This is a genomic window from Halomonas sp. AOP7-B1-5 (assembly GCF_052353045.1).
GTDB lineage: Bacteria > Pseudomonadota > Gammaproteobacteria > Pseudomonadales > Halomonadaceae > Vreelandella > Vreelandella colorata.
This window is the reverse complement of the sequence record NZ_JBQTDC010000018.1, coordinates 1-15453: the sequence shown is the minus strand read 5'-3', so window position 1 is coordinate 15453 and position 15453 is coordinate 1. Positions and strand designations below refer to the sequence as shown.

General features: G+C 57.4%; 14 protein-coding genes. 3 read left to right on the top strand and 11 right to left on the bottom strand.

The window, feature by feature from the left end:
- Positions 1–458 precede the first annotated feature (458 nt).
- The 5 genes from ACT3XD_RS10510 to dksA all read right to left on the bottom strand — a co-directional run bounded on the left by ACT3XD_RS10510 (position 459) and on the right by dksA (position 6349).
- Complete coding sequence (locus ACT3XD_RS10510; RefSeq protein WP_192537950.1) at positions 459–1844, bottom strand: sigma-54-dependent transcriptional regulator; 1386 nt, start codon at positions 1842–1844, stop codon at positions 459–461.
- On the bottom strand, positions 1822–4764 hold the full coding sequence (locus ACT3XD_RS10505; RefSeq protein ID WP_192537949.1) for an ATP-binding protein: 2943 nt from the start codon (positions 4762–4764) through the stop codon (positions 1822–1824). The genes ACT3XD_RS10510 and ACT3XD_RS10505 overlap by 23 nt, the downstream gene beginning before the upstream one ends.
- Positions 4754–4930, bottom strand: coding sequence for a hypothetical protein (locus tag ACT3XD_RS10500; RefSeq protein WP_018917542.1), 177 nt, complete (start codon positions 4928–4930; stop codon positions 4754–4756). Before ACT3XD_RS10500 ends, ACT3XD_RS10505 begins: the two co-directional genes overlap by 11 nt.
- A gap of 10 nt (positions 4931–4940) precedes the next feature.
- Positions 4941–5831 carry a tRNA glutamyl-Q(34) synthetase GluQRS gene (gene gluQRS / locus ACT3XD_RS10495; protein WP_192537948.1) on the bottom strand — a complete coding sequence of 297 codons (891 nt, stop codon included), beginning with the start codon at positions 5829–5831 and terminating at the stop codon, positions 4941–4943.
- Positions 5832–5911: 80 nt separating this feature from the next.
- On the bottom strand, positions 5912–6349 hold the full coding sequence (dksA, locus tag ACT3XD_RS10490; protein ID WP_018917540.1) for an RNA polymerase-binding protein DksA: 438 nt from the start codon (positions 6347–6349) through the stop codon (positions 5912–5914).
- Positions 6350–6546: 197 nt separating this feature from the next.
- On the opposite strand from dksA, the gene ACT3XD_RS10485 reads away from it, so the two are divergent.
- Together ACT3XD_RS10485 and sfsA are read left to right on the top strand one after the other, a co-directional pair.
- Entirely contained in the window at positions 6547–7707 is a 1161-nt protein-coding gene (locus ACT3XD_RS10485; protein ID WP_192537947.1) for an aminotransferase class I/II-fold pyridoxal phosphate-dependent enzyme, read from the top strand.
- Positions 7704–8489 (top strand): DNA/RNA nuclease SfsA, encoded by a 786-nt coding sequence (gene sfsA, locus ACT3XD_RS10480; protein WP_192537946.1) that lies wholly within the window; start codon positions 7704–7706, stop codon positions 8487–8489. The genes ACT3XD_RS10485 and sfsA overlap by 4 nt, the downstream gene beginning before the upstream one ends.
- Here sfsA and metW read toward each other — a convergent pair.
- The 6 genes from metW to ACT3XD_RS10450 all read right to left on the bottom strand — a co-directional run bounded on the left by metW (position 8430) and on the right by ACT3XD_RS10450 (position 13777).
- Positions 8430–9023 (bottom strand): methionine biosynthesis protein MetW, encoded by a 594-nt coding sequence (gene metW / locus ACT3XD_RS10475; protein ID WP_018917537.1) that lies wholly within the window; start codon positions 9021–9023, stop codon positions 8430–8432. The two genes, sfsA and metW, sit on opposite strands and share 60 nt — an antisense overlap.
- Positions 9023–10204: a homoserine O-succinyltransferase MetX gene (metX, locus tag ACT3XD_RS10470; protein WP_192537945.1), complete on the bottom strand. Its 1182-nt coding sequence runs from the start codon at positions 10202–10204 to the stop codon at positions 9023–9025. The genes metW and metX overlap by 1 nt, the downstream gene beginning before the upstream one ends.
- A gap of 71 nt (positions 10205–10275) precedes the next feature.
- Positions 10276–10869: a YggT family protein gene (locus ACT3XD_RS10465; RefSeq protein ID WP_018917535.1), complete on the bottom strand. Its 594-nt coding sequence runs from the start codon at positions 10867–10869 to the stop codon at positions 10276–10278.
- 30 nt (positions 10870–10899) lie between these two features.
- Positions 10900–11724 carry a pyrroline-5-carboxylate reductase gene (gene proC, locus ACT3XD_RS10460; RefSeq protein ID WP_192537944.1) on the bottom strand — a complete coding sequence of 275 codons (825 nt, stop codon included), beginning with the start codon at positions 11722–11724 and terminating at the stop codon, positions 10900–10902.
- Positions 11725–11779: 55 nt separating this feature from the next.
- On the bottom strand, positions 11780–12484 hold the full coding sequence (locus tag ACT3XD_RS10455) for a YggS family pyridoxal phosphate-dependent enzyme (RefSeq protein ID WP_192537943.1): 705 nt from the start codon (positions 12482–12484) through the stop codon (positions 11780–11782).
- Between the two features lie 150 nt (positions 12485–12634).
- Positions 12635–13777 carry an anhydro-N-acetylmuramic acid kinase gene (locus tag ACT3XD_RS10450; RefSeq protein ID WP_192537942.1) on the bottom strand — a complete coding sequence of 381 codons (1143 nt, stop codon included), beginning with the start codon at positions 13775–13777 and terminating at the stop codon, positions 12635–12637.
- Between the two features lie 114 nt (positions 13778–13891).
- On the opposite strand from ACT3XD_RS10450, the gene tyrS reads away from it, so the two are divergent.
- Positions 13892–15091 carry a tyrosine--tRNA ligase gene (tyrS, locus tag ACT3XD_RS10445; RefSeq protein WP_192537941.1) on the top strand — a complete coding sequence of 400 codons (1200 nt, stop codon included), beginning with the start codon at positions 13892–13894 and terminating at the stop codon, positions 15089–15091.
- Positions 15092–15453: the final 362 nt, after the last annotated feature.

Here is a 15453-nt window from a genome sequence, read left to right as displayed (position 1 = left end):
TCCTTTCTGGGCACTTGCTACCTTTTGTTTTTATTAGCTGCGCTTATTCTTCTTAGCGCCAGCAAGTCAGAGATGTAAGCCTGTTATTGTTATTAGTGCTGTTATCTCACCTGGCCCTGTTGTTTTTGTTATGGCTCAGGTTGGGGTGGTGTCATTTTGTTTTTGTTAGCGACCCACCGCGCGGCCCAATTTGTTTTTCTTACCCAGTAATATTGCACTCGTCGTGCCACTTGTTTTAATTTTTTTAAATTTCAACGTCTTGAGGGTTTAATGGCGTGCCAGAGCGGCAGGGTAACAAACAAGTGTTACCGGATCCGTGTCGGTTTTTGGAGTCGTTTGTGTGGGTAGGTAACAGTGTCTGGAACGCGATTTTCAGATATTTTTTATTTAAATCAGTATATTAGACGTTGGTCGTAAGCCGTAAGTGTTAGGTTTGTCTCGCGGCGCCTGCCACGGCGTCAAGAAGGACGCCGTGCGGTCTTCTTGCGTGGGATGCCCAGCCGCTGGCGCCGCTCCCATAAGTTCTTGCGGCTGATGCCGAGTTTTTGAGCCAGCTCGGTTTCACTCATCTGGTCCTGGTGTTCAAGCACAAAGTGCTGAAAGTAGTCTTCCAAGGATAGATCATCCTCATCTTCTCCTTGGGCAGTCTCGTCAGCGGAAGGCGTTGCCGCGGGGTTGGCCTGCGGATGGTTACGCGACGGCGTGGGCGCAAGTCCCAGGTCATCAGGATGAATCAAATGGCCCTCCGCCAGAATCACCCCCCGCTCCAAGGCATTTTCCAACTCGCGGACATTGCCTGGCCATGGGTAGTCGCGCAGATCCTGGCGGGCCGCTCTGGAAAGCCGTAGGCCGGGGCGTTCGTGCCGAGCGCACGCTTTATCCAGCAGAATATCGGCAATTTCCAGTACATCGTCTTCGCGTTCGCGAAGCGGGGGCAGCTCGATCTGCATGACGTTCAGGCGGTAATAAAGATCCAGACGGAATTCGCCGCTTTTGGACAGGGCGCGCAGGTCCCGGTGAGTGGCGGCAATCAGGCGTACATTCACATGGCGGGTTTCGACCGAGCCGATCTTACGAATTTCGCCCTCCTGCAGTACGCGCAGCAGACGCGCCTGGGCATCCAGGGGTAGCTCGCCGATTTCATCCAAAAACAGCGTGCCTTGGTCGGCGGCTTCTACTAAGCCGGTGCGCGATGCACTGGCGCCGGTAAATGCCCCTTTTTCATGCCCAAACAGCTCTGATTCGATCAGCGTTTCGGGAATAGCCGCGCAGTTAACGCTGATCAGCGGCGCTTTGGCGCGCTTGCTCTGCTGATGAATCGCTCGGGCGACAAGCTCTTTACCGGTACCCGATTCACCCAGAATCAGTACGGTAACGTCGGCCGGGGCGGTTTTGCGAATACGCGTATAGACCTGCTGCATGGCCGTGCAATTACCGATCATCATCTGCTGGCTGCCGCCATCATCGGTAATCGCGGGTGGCTCGCCGTGCTGCATCGACTGCTGATGCAAAATGCGCTCAATGGTTTCAAGCAGCTCAGTATGGTCAAACGGTTTGGCGATATAGTCGACCGCCCCCTGCTTTAAGGCGTCCACCGCCGAGCGCATGCTGGCATAGCTGGTCATGATCAGCACCGGCGCAGGGGCGGCGGCACTGATCAGCGTGGTGCCCGGTTCGCCCGGCAGGCGCAGGTCGCTGATGATGAGATCGAACTCGTTAAGCGCCAGCTGGCTGGCGTCTTCGACGCTGCCCGCTTCGCTGACGGTATAGTCATGGCGTTCGAGTAAGCGCTTTAAGGCGCTGCGAATAATCGCTTCATCTTCAACAATCAGAATCCTGGGCATGGGATTGCGGGTCATCCTGTTGGTAAAGCGGCAGCCAAAGCGTAATGGCCGTGCCGCGAGGCTCATCGGGAGGTGGCGAGGCCACGTCTATTTTGCCTTGATGCTCGTTGATAATCTGATACGCAAGCGATAGCCCAAGGCCTGTGCCTTCGCCTGCCGGTTTGGTCGTGGTGAAAGGCTCAAACAGGTGATCGCGCACGCGCGGATCGATCCCTTGGCCATCATCGGTTACTCGCCACCAGGCGCTGCCACTTTGCTGGCCGGCAGTAATCGTTACATGACCGCCGGGCATACAGGCATCCCGTGCATTGCTGAGCAGGTTAACCATGACCTGGGTCAACCGCTGCGCGTCACCGCGTACCACAAGATCCTCAGGGCAGGCGTTGGTCAGCGTTACATCCTCGCCCGAGCGCGCCAGGTGGATCAAGTGTAATGCGTCTTCGCTAATCGCCGTAAGTGCTACGGGCGATGCCGGTGGTGGGCCCGAAAGGCGACCGCCGTGAGCAAAGCCCACCAGTGAGTTAACTATTTTAGTCACTCGCTGGGTCAATTGCTGAATCTGGTCGGCGGTTTCCAGTAGGGCAGGGTCGTTGGTATCGTAGCGTAAATTTTGCGCCAGTGACGAGATCCCGGTAATCGGATTGCCGATTTCATGGGCCACGCCCGCTGCCAGCTGACCGATAGACGCCAGGCGGGCGGCATGCACCAGCTCATCCTCAAGCCACTTCATCTCGGTATGGTCTTCAACTAGAACGACGCTGCCGCCCCGGCTGTCATGGCCGCTTAGCTCCGCTTTATGCAGGGTCAGAAAGTAGTCCTTGCCGTGCAGCGACACCGCCTGTTTATAGCGCGGGGTTTGCGAGGAGGAAAGCACATTGCCCAGCAGCTCAGACCACGGGGCGGGCAGGCTGTCGCAGCGCGAGCCAATAACGCTCTCTCCGCTAATGCCTGAAAGCCGCGTCAGCGCCTGATTCCACATAATAAGCTCTTTATCATCGCCAAATACGCACAGCCCCACCGGCAGGTAAGCCAGCGTTTGTCGGTGGTGACGGCGTAGCCCGTCAAGCTCACGGGCAAGCCCGGTCAGGCGCGAGCGGTAGGCTTCCAAACGACTCTCCACAAAATGGATATCGTCGGTTACCGGTGCATCATCATGGCGGTAGGGCAGGTAGCGGTCGACGATATCGCGGGCGACCGAAGGCCCCATCAGGCCTGAAAGGTTGGCCTGAATGCGATCGCGCAGCCTGCGTAACGCGTAAGGACGCCGTTCTTGAGGCGTCAGCTTGAGGGCTTTTAGCGCTCGGGAAACCTCGCGCTGGGCCGCCTCATCGCCGATGGCCTGGGCCAGATGGGGAGAAAAATCAGCGGCGGTGGCGGCTTCCAGCGGTAAGCGCTTCGAGCGGATGACCGCATCGACAGAACACGCTTCTGCCGCCGACCTTTCTCCTTCTGATATGCGCGTAAACAGCGAGATGACAATCAGCAGCACAATGTTCGTGGCAAGCGACAGCAGAGTGACCGTGTACCAGGGCGGCGCATTGGCAGGGATAAGGTGGGCAAAGGGCAGCGGTGGTGTGGGAAGCGAGAAAACCAGCGGCAGCCAGAGCCCCCAGAGCCATAGCGCAACGCCTGCGATCAGCCCGACCACCATGCCCATGCGGTTGGCGCCCGGCCAATAGAGCAGCGCCAGCATACCGGGTAAGCATTGCGCCATACCGACAAACGATGCCAGGCCAAGGCTGGCAAGGTCGTGATTACGCCCCACCCATTCATAAAACAGCCAGCCGCTAATAATAACGCCGACTACCAAGCCACGGCGTAGCCAGAGCAGCCAGCCATATAGGTCACTCCGGGCTTCTGGAGGCCTGGCCACCAGCACGATATGGTTGAGCACCATGCCGGAAAGGGCCAGCGCGATCATGATCATGGTGCCACTGGCGGCGGCAAGTCCGGCCAGAAACGCCAGCGCCTTGATCCACCAGTGTTCGCTCATCACATAAACGGCGTAGGCCGCGACCGGAATATCGTCGGTGACGGATTGAGCAGCCCACCAAATCAGGGGTATCGGTATGGCCATTAATAGCAAGTAGAGCGGCAGAGTCCAGCTGGCTTGAAGCAGCGTATGGCGCGACAGGTTTTCGGCAAACGTGATATGAAACAGGTGGGGCATCATGAAGGCGGCTGCAAAAAACAGTAGCAGCAGCGTGCGCCACTGGGCCTCCTCTAGCTGAGGAGTTGCCAGCTGGGCTTGAAAGCCCGGCCCTTCCAGCCAGTGTTGCAGGTCCTGCGGCCCGTCAAACACAAGCCATAGCGCTGCCGCGCCCAGGCCGAGCATCGCGAACAGTTTGATCAACGATTCAAATGCCAGAATGCTGATCAAAGGGTCCTGGCGGGCATGGCTATGCCGTGCGCCGAAGACCACGGCAAACACCGCAATCAATCCGCAAAACAGCAGCGCCGCGCCAGAGCTGTAGGGGCTGCCGGTAAGCCAGTGAATGGCATCGCTTAAGGTTTGAACCTGAATACCCAGCAGTGGCAACACCGCCAGCAGGCTGATCAACGTGACCAGCGTGCCTGCCCATCGTGAGCGAAAGCGAAATGCAAACAGATCCGCCAGCGAGGCGAGCTGGTAGGTGCGGGTAATACGCTGAATGGGTACCAGCAGCACCGGCGCGAGCAGAAACGTACCCGCCGCGCCCAGGTAATAGGCCAGATAACCAAATCCTGCATTGGCGGCAAACTCGACGCTGCCATAGATGGCCCAGGCGCTGGCATAAACCCCTAGCGCGAGGGTGTAGACCAGCGGGTGGCGAGCAATCCGTGTGGGTATCCAACCGCGCTCTACGGCAACGCCACAGCTAAACAGCAGGCCCAGGTAGCCTAATCCGAGCAGTAAAACGCCGGTTAACTCAACGCTCATCTAACTTCCTTTTTTGCTCAAGCCATAGCGTGAGCGCAATCAATACGCCCCAGATCGCAAACGGTCGGTACCAGACCGCGTCGGGATCGCTCCAGCCGTCCATCAATAACGGAGAGAGTAAGTAACCGCCAAACACCAAAAACAGCATGATGCGGTAGACATACATAGTTAATTCCTTACGGCGAGAGGCGGTGTTCGGCTGGCGAAAGGCGCTCAACCGACCAGTTGACCACGGCCCAGTGTAATTGGCTTTCCGGAAGTTCTGTGGCTAATTCAGGCGGCGGCGATTGGTCGAGCGCTTGAAGCGCCTGAAAAAGTTGGCGGCGAATACCCCGGTCATCACCGGCAAGCGATGGCGCAAGGTTCTGTTTCGAGAGCTTCTGGCCTTGTGATGTTACCACTAGCGGTAAATGCAGGTAGCGTGGCTCGGGAAGTTTCAGGGCAATTTGCAGCTGGCGCTGCCAGGGCGTGTTGTCGAGCAGATCCAAGCCTCTTACCACATCGGTAATGCCCTGTTCGGCATCGTCGACGACAACCGCCAACTGGTAAGCCCAAAGGTTATCCTTGCGCTTGAGCACCACGTCGCCCATCTCGGCAGGATCAAACTGTTGATGGCCGAACAGACGATCCTGCCAGGTGATGGGGCGCTTGGCCAAATCGCTGCGTAGCCGCCAGGCGACCGGCTTGCCCGAGGCGTTTAGCCCATCACGACACCAGCCTGGGTAAATAGCATAATCCTGCCACTGCTTGCGTGAGCAGCTGCACGGATAGGCTAATCCCTGGGCCGCTAGCTGCTCAAGTGCCTGTTGATAAGCCGCGTGGCGGCCATGCTGCCAGACAATCTCTTTATCCCAATGCAGACCAAAGGCCTCCAGCTGGCGCAGGATGGTAGTGTCGGCCCCTTGAGGGCAACGCGGCGGATCAATATCTTCAATCCGTACCAGCCATTCACCGCCTACGGCGCGGGCGTCCAGATAGCTGCCCAGTGCCGCCACCAGGGAGCCAAAATGTAGGGGTCCTGACGGGGTGGGAGCAAAGCGTCCACGGTAGCAAGAAGAAGCAGTCATAAGCCTTTACCCAAAACAAAAACGGGCACCCCAAGGTGCCCGCCTACAACGTTAGCGTACAGGTGGTTTAACCCACCTGCTTAGCCGCCCAGCTGTTTTTCTTTAAGCTCCGCCAGCGTTTTGCAATCCACGCATAGGGTAGCGGTTGGACGGGCTTCTAAGCGACGAATGCCAATTTCAACGCCACAGGCTTCGCAGAAACCATAATCGTCGTCATCGATGTTCTCGATAGTTTCGTTGATCTTTTTAAGCAGTTTGCGCTCACGGTCGCGCGTGCGCAGCTCAAGGCTAAAGCCTTCTTCCTGCGTTGCACGGTCAGCGGGATCAGCATAGTTATTAGCGTCTTCCTGAAGGTGGCGCACGGTACGATCCACCTCTTCCATGAGGTCTTGCTTCCAGTCCAACAGCAGTTGGCGAAAATGCGCTAACTGCTTATCGTTCATGTACTCTTCACCCGGTGCCGGTTCATACGGGGTGAAAGTCTTGGTCGCTTCCGGTTTTTTTTCCGCTACTGGCATGGGATTGCCCCTTACGTATGTGACTGCTGATCGACCATGAGCGTGTGCCACGATCTCACGCCAAAGGGATGCTTGTTTATCTTAAAAATGGCTGCGTTGCAAGCATAATAGTGTGCTTTCTACTATGGTCTTGCCGTTTATACGACCTGTGTCATGGTTTATGTCTTGTTTTAATTCTGTTCGGTTAAGGAGCTGTTATGGCCTGGAATTCGCGTGTCAATCACGTTGCCCCCTTTCGGGTGATGCACTTACTTGAAATGGCTCAGGCGCGTGAGGCGGCAGGTCACGATGTGATCCACCTGGAAGTGGGGGAGCCTGATTTCGCCACGCCCGAGCCGATTATGGCCGCAGGCCAAAAGGCGCTGGCCAGCGGCCAGACGCGCTACACCCCTGCGGCAGGACTACCCGCGCTACGTGAGGCAATTGCCGGCCACTATGCCGAGCACTTTAATGCCCAGGTGGACCCTGCGCGGATTCTGGTAACGCCCGGCGCGTCAGGGGCGCTATTGCTCGCAAGCCAACTGCTGGTCGAAAGTGGCGACCGGGTGCTGATGGCTGACCCCAACTATCCGTGTAACCGCCATTTTATGGCCCTGGCGGGGGCCGAGGTTGATGCGGTGTCGGTGGGGCGTGAAAGCGGCTGGCAGCTGGACGCCGGATTGATCGGCCGCCACTGGCGCGGCGATACCCGTCTGGCCATGCTGGCTTCGCCTTCCAACCCTACCGGGCACACGTTGAGCGCCGAACAGCTTAGCCAAGTGCTGGATGCTGTGGCCAAGCGCTCGGGCGAAGTGATCGTCGATGAGATTTATCAAGGGCTCAATTACGACGACGCGCCGCTGTCGGCCACATCGCTTTCCTGCGATGCGTTTGTGGTTAACAGCTTCTCGAAGTATTTCGGTATGACCGGCTGGCGCCTGGGGTGGCTGGTCGCGCCGGAGCGGGCGGTCGAGCCGTTAACCCGGCTTGCCCAGAATGTCTTTCTGGCGGCTTCAACCCCTTCACAGCATGCAGCGCTTGCCGCTTTCACTCCCGAGTGCCGGGCTCTTCTGGAGCAGCGCCGCGAAATACTCGCCGAGCGTCGTCAGGTACTGCTGGATGGGCTGGCGCAGTTAGGCTTGGCGCCTGATTTACCGCCTCAGGGTGCGTTTTATGTATGGCTGGATATCTCACGCTATAGCCAGGACAGCCAAGCGTTCTGCGAGCGGCTTTTGGAAGAGGAAAACGTGGCGATTACCCCCGGCATCGATTTTGCGGTACGCGGCGGTGAGCACCATGTGCGGATTGCGTTTACCAACGATGTTGCTCGACTTGAAGAAGCCGTGGCGCGGATTGCCCGCTTTGTGGAGCGGCTATGACGGTTCGCTATCCGGCATTGGTGCCTGGCACGCTGCTACGCCGTTACAAACGCTTTTTTGCCGATGTACGCCTCGACGATGGCCGGGAAGTGGTGGCGCATTGCCCCAATACCGGGTCGATGAAAGCCGTGAATCTTCCTGGCTGCCGCGTCTGGCTGTCGCCCAGCGATAATCCCAAGCGCAAGCTTTTGTGGACATGGGAGCTGATTGAGCTGCCCCAGCCTGACGGCAGTGCGTCGTTAGCCTCAGTGCATACCGGGCGGACGAATCGGATTGTTGAGGCGGCACTCAGTAATAACCGATTGGACGCTTTATCCGGCTATGCCCAGCATCACCGTGAGGTAAAAGTCGGTGAGTCGCGGCTTGATTTTCTTCTGGAGGACCCGCTTAAAGGGCGCGCTTACGTTGAGGTCAAGCAGGTGACCCTTAAGGAACTGGACGGCTACGGGTATTTCCCTGACTCGGTGAGTGCGCGTGGGCTCAAACACCTACAGGCGCTCAGTGCGCTGGCCCGACAAGGCGAGCGGGCGGTGCTGCTTTTCTGCATTGCCCACGAGGGAATCGATGATGTCGCACCCGCCGCCCATATCGATGCTGCTTATGCGGCGGGTCTTGAGGCGGCGATTGCCGATGGGGTAGAGGTGCTTGCTTACGGAACGCAAGTCACCTGGGAGGCGGGCATTCCGGTCAGCGTAGCGCTTGAGCGTACGCTGCCGGTGCGACTAGCGTCGACGTACGCGGAAAATCGCTATCTCGCCGAACAGGTTGGGCCACCACTTTGAAGTCCAGTGCCCGCGACGCTCGCCGACGCCCACGGCACGATCGACAATTACCAGGCCTTTCTCGCGGCACAGGTGCTCGAAATCGTTAAAGGTCGACAGGTGGATGTTGGGCGTGTCGTACCACGCATGGGGCAGCGATTTGGATACCGGCATATAGCCGCGCAGCCCCAGATAAACCCGATGACGCCAATAGGCGAAGTTGGGGAACGTGATAATGCCTTCTTCAGCGACGCGTAACATCTCGTCGAGCATTTTATCGGGGCGGCGGAGTGCCTGTAGGGCCTGAGTCATGATCACTTGGTCATAGCTGTGATCGCAAAAACTGGCCAGGCCGTCATCCAGGTTGTGCTCAATAACGCTGACGCCCCGTGCGACACAGCTGGTGATGCCCTCAGGATCAATTTCCAGCCCATAGCCGGTCACGCCTTTGTCGCGTGCCAGGCTTTCCAGAAGCGCCCCGTCGCCACAGGCAAGATCCAGCACGTGGGCGCCTTGGGGTACCCAGTCGTAAATCAGTTCAAGGTCGGCGCGCATCAACGGATCTCCTCCAGGCCTAGCTCACGGGCGGTACGGTTCATAAAGGCGCTGAACAACGCCTGATAGCGTGGCTCCGGCAGCAAGAACGCGTCGTGTCCGTGAGGCGATTCAATATTGGCGTAGCTAACCGACTTGCCTGCACGGATCAGTGCATCTACCAGCTCGCGTGAGCGTGCCGGCGGGAACCGCCAGTCGGTCGTAAAGCTGACAATCAGAAACGGGCACTGCGCGGGCGCTAGCGCCTTGGCGAGATCGCCGTCAGCCAGGGCGGCCGGGTCGAAATAGTCCAGCGCCTTGGTCATCAGCAGGTAAGTGTTGGCATCAAACGCGGTGGAGAACGTATCACCCTGATAGCGCAGGTAGGACTCGACCTGAAACTCAACGTCGAAACCAAAATTAAGATCATCGCTACGCAGGTCTCGACCGAACTTGCTGCCCATGGCATCTTCTGACAAATAGGTGATATGGCCCACCATGCGTGCCAGTTTCAGCCCGCGTTTGGGCACGGTGTCATGGTCGGCGTACCAGCCGCCGAAGAACTCTGGGTCCGAGCGAATAGCCTGGCGCGCGACTTCATTAAACGCGATATTTTGCGCTGAAAGACGCGGCGTTGCCGCAATCACCACTGCGTTGGCCACGCGCTCCGGGTAGGTGATTGTCCACTGCAACACCTGCATGCCGCCGAGGCTTCCGCCTATGGCGGCGGCCCAGCGTTCAATCCCTAGGTGATCCGCCAAGCGCGCCTGGCTTGCGACCCAGTCGCTGACCGTGACCATGGGGAAATCCGGGCCCCACTGACGCCCGCTTTCCGGGTTATGGCTAACCGGCCCGGTGCTGCCGTGGCAGCCACCCAGATTATTTAAGGACACGACAAAAAAGCGGTTGGTGTCGATGGATTTACCGGGGCCGATATGAGAGTCCCACCAGCCGGGCTTGCGGTCATCCCGGCTGTGATAACCCGCTGCGTGATGATGCCCAGAAAGTGCATGGCAAATCAGCACGGCGTTGCTGCGTTCGGCGTTTAGCGTGCCATAGGTCTCATAAATCAGCTCATATTCGGGCAATACTTTGCCGCAGGCGAGCGCAAGCGGTGTATCGAACTGGGCAATATGCGGCGTGACAAGACCAACGGAGCCCGTTGGCTGGTCAGCAAAAGCAAGCGTGTCTGAATCGGGCATCGAGAGCATTAGTCCTGCTAGATTAGTCCTGCTGGAAAAATCCTGATGTATGGGGTGATTGAGGTAGGCCTTTAAAGACCTACCAACGCACCGGAAATGCCAGCCGCACGGATCAGTGAGCCAACGACCAGTCCATCGATAAGATTAATCGCGATAAATACTACAATCGGCGATAGATCAATCATGCCCAATGGCGGAATCACCCGACGCACTGGCGCCATGATAGGTTCTACCAGTTGCATGACCAGCAGCGCTGCCGGATGGCTGGCGTTCGGCGCAACCCAGCTCAGAATGATCATCACGATCATGGCAAAGAAATAGATCTTTAAGATAGCATTGGCAAGCGCCGCAATGCCGGCAATCAGCAGCCCGGCAATAGGCGGCATGCCGATGCCAATGACCATAAAAATAGCGATGATGCTGACTACCTTTAGTACAAAGCCAGCGGCCAGGGTCGCGAGGTCGAAGCGCCCAGCGACGGGCCCTAGGAAGCTTTGAAACGGCCCGACGACAGGCTGAGTGATTTTAACCACCGTTTGGCTTAGCGGGTTGTAATAATCCGCACGCGAAGCCTGCAATAAAAAGCGCAGCATCAGTAAGAATAAATAGATGTTGATCAGTGAGTTAACCAGCGTTAACCCGGCACTACCCAATTGGCTGCCCATTGATGATGTCTCCGTTACGTTAGGTGATGTTTAGCTGTTGCTTAATTCATGGGCCATTTCTTGGGCACGCTTGGCGCAGGCTTTCATGGCATCGTCAATAATAGTGCGCAGTTGCGCTTCTTCCATATGCTGAATAGCACGCTCGGTAGTGCCGCCTGGAGACATAACGTTCTGCTTGAGCGTAGCGGGATCTTTATCACTTCGCAGCGCCATGGTGGCGGCACCCAGTGCGGTCTGAATCGCTAGACGACGCGCGGTGTCAGCCGGCAGGCCAAGTTTTACGGCGGCTTCTTCCATCGCTTCAAACATCAAAAAGAAGTAGGCCGGTGCGCTACCCGAAACGGCGGTAACCGCATCTAAAAGAGACTCTTCTTCCACCCATTCTACAATGCCGGCGGCTTCCATTAGCTGGGTGGCGATATCGCGCTGGGCATCGCTGACGGCGGCATTGGCATACAAGCCGCTGGCGCCATAACCCACCAAAGAGGGTGTGTTGGGCATGCAGCGTACCAGGGCATTATTGCCCCCTAGCCACTGGTCGATGGTCGCGGCGTCTAGGCCTGCGGCGATCGAAATTACCAGCGGGCGCTGTTGCTGAACAGTGTCTCGCAGGTCTTCACAGACCGCGCGCATGATCTGTGGTTTTACAGCCAGAACCACTACGTCAGCGCTACTGATGGCAGCGTTGTTGTCGGTATGGGTGTTAATGCCCAGGCGCTCTTTAACCGGCGCAAGCTCGCTGTTTTTGGGAGCCGTGGCGGTAAGGTCAGTGGGCGCAACGCCGCTATCGATAAGGCCGCCGATAATCGCGCTTGCCATATTGCCTGCGCCGATAAAAGTGATCTTGCTCGCCATGTGCTTATCCTATTGAAGGGTGAGTTTGCTGTGTCCGCAACCTTAACGTGTTGTGTTAGGCCGCCCCGCGCGCACCGAAGATGGCTGTGCCTAGGCGTACCAGTGTGGCGCCTTCAAGCACGGCGGCCTCCAGGTCATCGCTCATGCCCATTGAGAGTGTATCTAATGGGGCCTGAGGTAGCGCGGCCTGCAGCGATGTAAGTAATTGCTTGAGTGCCGCTAGCGGTTCGCGTTGCGCTTCTAGTGTTTTGGCTGGCGCGGGAATGGCCATTAACCCGCGTAAGCATAAATGGGGTAGCTGGGCAATTTCGCGGGCCAGGCCCATGACGTCTTCAGGCATAACGCCGGACTTGGACGCCTCACGGCTGATATTAACCTGTAGGCAAATATTTAACGGTGCCAAACGCGGCGGACGCTGTTCGCTTAGCCGTTTAGCAATTTTCAAGCGATCCACGCTGTGCATCCAGTCAAAGTGCTCTGCTACCGAGCGGGTTTTATTCGACTGCAGCGGGCCAATGAAATGCCACACGATATCATCGAGATCAGCCAGGACTACCTGCTTTTCCAGGGCTTCCTGCAGGTAGTTTTCGCCAAATTCGCGTTGGCCGAGTTCCCAAGCCTGACGAATCAGGGCCGCCGGTTTGGTTTTGCTCACCGCCAGCAGTGTCGCATCATTTAACGGGCGCCCTGCCTTTTGAAGCGCCTGGTGCAGGCGTTCGCGCGCTTGGGCAAGCGACTCGGTTAGCGCGATGTCTGTCATACTCAAGCACCTTAGCAGCTGAGGGAGAGAGGGATATTACCGAACTGCTGGCAGTCTCGGCAAAGCAGAATGCGTCCGGATGCCCCGTTTATGCTGAATTACCTTCCCGCATACGGCTGGCAGAGGGGAGCGGCGTTACGCTAAACACCCTCAGGGCGCATAAATGCCGCCCAGCACACGAGGCCCCTGGGCGCCCGTCACGGAAGGTAAGTTGCCGGGCAGATGGTGCAAACGCTGATGGGCGAGCCAGGCAAACGCACCTGCTTCAATCCAGTCTTCCGGCCAGCCGTAAGCGGTGGGCGAGGTAAACGTGGCGTTGGGCAGATGATGGGCCAGGCGTGCCATTAAGTAGGCGTTATGCGCACCGCCACCGCCGGTAATCAATGTGGTGGGTTGGCCGTTAGGCAGCAGTTGGCCGATACCTTCCGCCACGCTGATGGCGGTTAGCTCCGCCAGGGTGGCCTGTACATCTGCCGGCAATTCCCTGCCGGTAAGCCGCTGCTTGAGCCACGCCACGTGAAAGTATTCCCGCCCTGTGCTGCGCGGCGGCGGCTGGCGGAAGAAAGGGTCGGCTAAAAAGTCTGCTAACAGCTTCTCATCCACTTGGCCGCTCTTGGCCCAGGCGCCGTCCTGATCAAAGCGGCCGCCTTGATGTTCAGCAAACCACGCATCCAGCAATACGTTGGCCGGGCCGGTATCAAAGCCCAGCACGGGGTGGTCTTCATCACGGGGCAGCCAGGTGATATTGGCAATACCGCCCAGGTTGAGAATCAACTGATCGGCACTTTTTCTGCCAAACAGTGCCTGATGAAACGCCGGAGCGAGCGGTGCCGCCTGGCCGCCCGCGGCTAAATCTCGACGGCGGAAATCCGCCGCAACCGTGCAGCCGGTGAGTTCCGCCAAGAGGCTGGGGTTGTCTAACTGCAGCGTATAGGCGGGGCCGCCGTGATGGCCACTCGGGGCATGCTCAATAGTCTGGCCATGGCTGCCGATCGCGGTAATCTGATGGGGCGATAGCGGCTGCTTGGCGAGTAGTGCCTTAACGGCCTGTGCCTGCAGTGCGCAAAACGTGTTTTCTGCAAAGGCCAGCTGCGCAAAGCTTGCCTGCTCGGCATGGCATAGCGCTAATAGTGCGCTGTGCAGCGTATCCGGCATCGGTTCAGCGTGTGTGGCTACCAGCCTTGGGGGAGTGCCTGGCTCGATAGCAATCAGGGCGGCATCAACGCCATCCAGGCTGGTGCCTGACATCAAGCCAATATAGTAAAGCGTGGGAGCCGCGGGGGGCGTTTTCATAAAGCATCATCCAAAGCGGTGCGAAGGCTCAACCAAGAACTGCAGGCATGGTAACATCGTCGGCTATTTATCATCTGTGTGCCCATTTGGGCAAAGTTTATATGGAGAGAGGCAATGAGTGAGGTGGATCAGGCTTTAGCGCTGCTGGCGCGGGGTACGCATGAAATCCTGGTAGAGGACGAGCTTAAGAAAAAGCTGGCCTCTGGGCGTAAGCTGCGTATCAAAGCTGGTTTTGACCCCACAGCCCCTGACCTGCATCTGGGCCACAGCGTACTGCTGACCAAAATGCGCCAGTTCCAGGACCTGGGTCACGCCGTTATCTTTTTGATTGGTGACTTCACTGGCCGTATTGGTGACCCAACCGGCAAAAATGTGACCCGCAAGCCGCTAACCGAAGCGGATGTAAAAGCCAACGCGGAAACCTATAAAGAGCAGGTGTTCAAGATCCTCGATCCTGAAAAGACCGAGGTGCGCTTTAATGCCGAGTGGTTTGGCGAACTGACCGCCGCCAAGATGATTGAGCTGGCCGCTCAAAGTACCGTTGCCCGCATGCTTGAACGTGACGACTTTGAAAAGCGCTACAAATCCAACCAGCCGATCGCGATCCACGAGTTTCTGTATCCGCTGGTTCAGGGCTACGACTCGGTGGCGCTTGAGGCTGATATCGAATTGGGCGGCACCGATCAGAAGTTCAACCTGCTGATGGGCCGTGAAATTCAAAAGCACTTCGGTCAGGAGCCGCAGGTCGTTATTACCATGCCGTTGTTGGAAGGCCTGGACGGCGTGCAGAAGATGTCGAAGTCGCTGGGCAACTACGTTGGGGTCGATGAAGCGCCGGGTTCCATGTTCAACAAGTTGGTTTCAATGCCCGATAGCTTGATGTGGCGTTACTTTGAGCTACTGTCGCTAAAATCCAACGAAGAGATTGAGGCGCTTAAGCAAAGCGTTGAACAGGGTGCGAACCCGCGTGACGTGAAAATGGAGCTGGCGCGTGAGCTGATTGCTCGCTACCACGGTGACGAAGCGGCCGCCAACGCCCATAAGTCAGCGGGTAATCAACTAGCCGATGGCGAACTGCCGGAAGACCTGCCGGAAGTGGAAGTGGACTTTGAAGGGGCCGAGCAGGCACCTATTGCGGCCGTACTTAATCGCTCTGGCCTGACCAAGAACAGTGCCCAGGCAAAGGATATGCTCAAAAACGGCAGTGTTAAGGTTGATGGAGAAGCCGTTGCTCAGGACACTATGCTGGCGACGGGTAAGGCCTACGTAATACAGGCAGGTAAGAAACGTTACGCCCGTGTGACGCTTATTTGAAGTTTTTGAAACTATCTTTAAAAAAGCCCTTGCCAATCCGGCGGCGAATCCGTAAAGTACGCATCCGCTGCCGGGGACGCCAAGCGTTACCAGCGGTGAATGAAGGTGAAAACCTTCGGTTTGTCAGGAGGTTAGCGAGATTTACGTCGCTCACTTCACCCGCTGAAAACAGCGGTTGACAAACACCAGGAAATGCGTAGAATACGCCTTCCTCGCTGAGGCAAGCGGCTCCGGTCATCGAGTCAATTGTTGGTAACATTAACCTCAAGCGAAACAGCTCTTTAACAATTTGATCAGGTAATTCATGTGGGCGTTTGCCGATGAGGGTGACAAGTCACCAAATATCAAGGCAGGCGAACACA

What these genes read in the sequence shown, in the direction of transcription:
- ACT3XD_RS10510 (WP_192537950.1), bottom strand. Translation starts at nt 1,844, where the DNA reads ATGCCCAGGATTCTGATTGTTGAAGATGAAGCGATTATTCGCAGCGCC.
- ACT3XD_RS10505 (WP_192537949.1), bottom strand. Translation starts at nt 4,764, where the DNA reads ATGAGCGTTGAGTTAACCGGCGTTTTACTGCTCGGATTAGGCTACCTG.
- ACT3XD_RS10500 (WP_018917542.1), bottom strand. Translation starts at nt 4,930, where the DNA reads ATGTATGTCTACCGCATCATGCTGTTTTTGGTGTTTGGCGGTTACTTA.
- gluQRS (WP_192537948.1), bottom strand. Translation starts at nt 5,831, where the DNA reads ATGACTGCTTCTTCTTGCTACCGTGGACGCTTTGCTCCCACCCCGTCA.
- dksA (WP_018917540.1), bottom strand. Translation starts at nt 6,349, where the DNA reads ATGCCAGTAGCGGAAAAAAAACCGGAAGCGACCAAGACTTTCACCCCG.
- ACT3XD_RS10485 (WP_192537947.1), top strand. Translation starts at nt 6,547, where the DNA reads ATGGCCTGGAATTCGCGTGTCAATCACGTTGCCCCCTTTCGGGTGATG.
- sfsA (WP_192537946.1), top strand. Translation starts at nt 7,704, where the DNA reads ATGACGGTTCGCTATCCGGCATTGGTGCCTGGCACGCTGCTACGCCGT.
- metW (WP_018917537.1), bottom strand. Translation starts at nt 9,023, where the DNA reads ATGCGCGCCGACCTTGAACTGATTTACGACTGGGTACCCCAAGGCGCC.
- metX (WP_192537945.1), bottom strand. Translation starts at nt 10,204, where the DNA reads ATGCCCGATTCAGACACGCTTGCTTTTGCTGACCAGCCAACGGGCTCC.
- ACT3XD_RS10465 (WP_018917535.1), bottom strand. Translation starts at nt 10,869, where the DNA reads ATGGGCAGCCAATTGGGTAGTGCCGGGTTAACGCTGGTTAACTCACTG.
- proC (WP_192537944.1), bottom strand. Translation starts at nt 11,724, where the DNA reads ATGGCGAGCAAGATCACTTTTATCGGCGCAGGCAATATGGCAAGCGCG.
- ACT3XD_RS10455 (WP_192537943.1), bottom strand. Translation starts at nt 12,484, where the DNA reads ATGACAGACATCGCGCTAACCGAGTCGCTTGCCCAAGCGCGCGAACGC.
- ACT3XD_RS10450 (WP_192537942.1), bottom strand. Translation starts at nt 13,777, where the DNA reads ATGAAAACGCCCCCCGCGGCTCCCACGCTTTACTATATTGGCTTGATG.
- tyrS (WP_192537941.1), top strand. Translation starts at nt 13,892, where the DNA reads ATGAGTGAGGTGGATCAGGCTTTAGCGCTGCTGGCGCGGGGTACGCAT.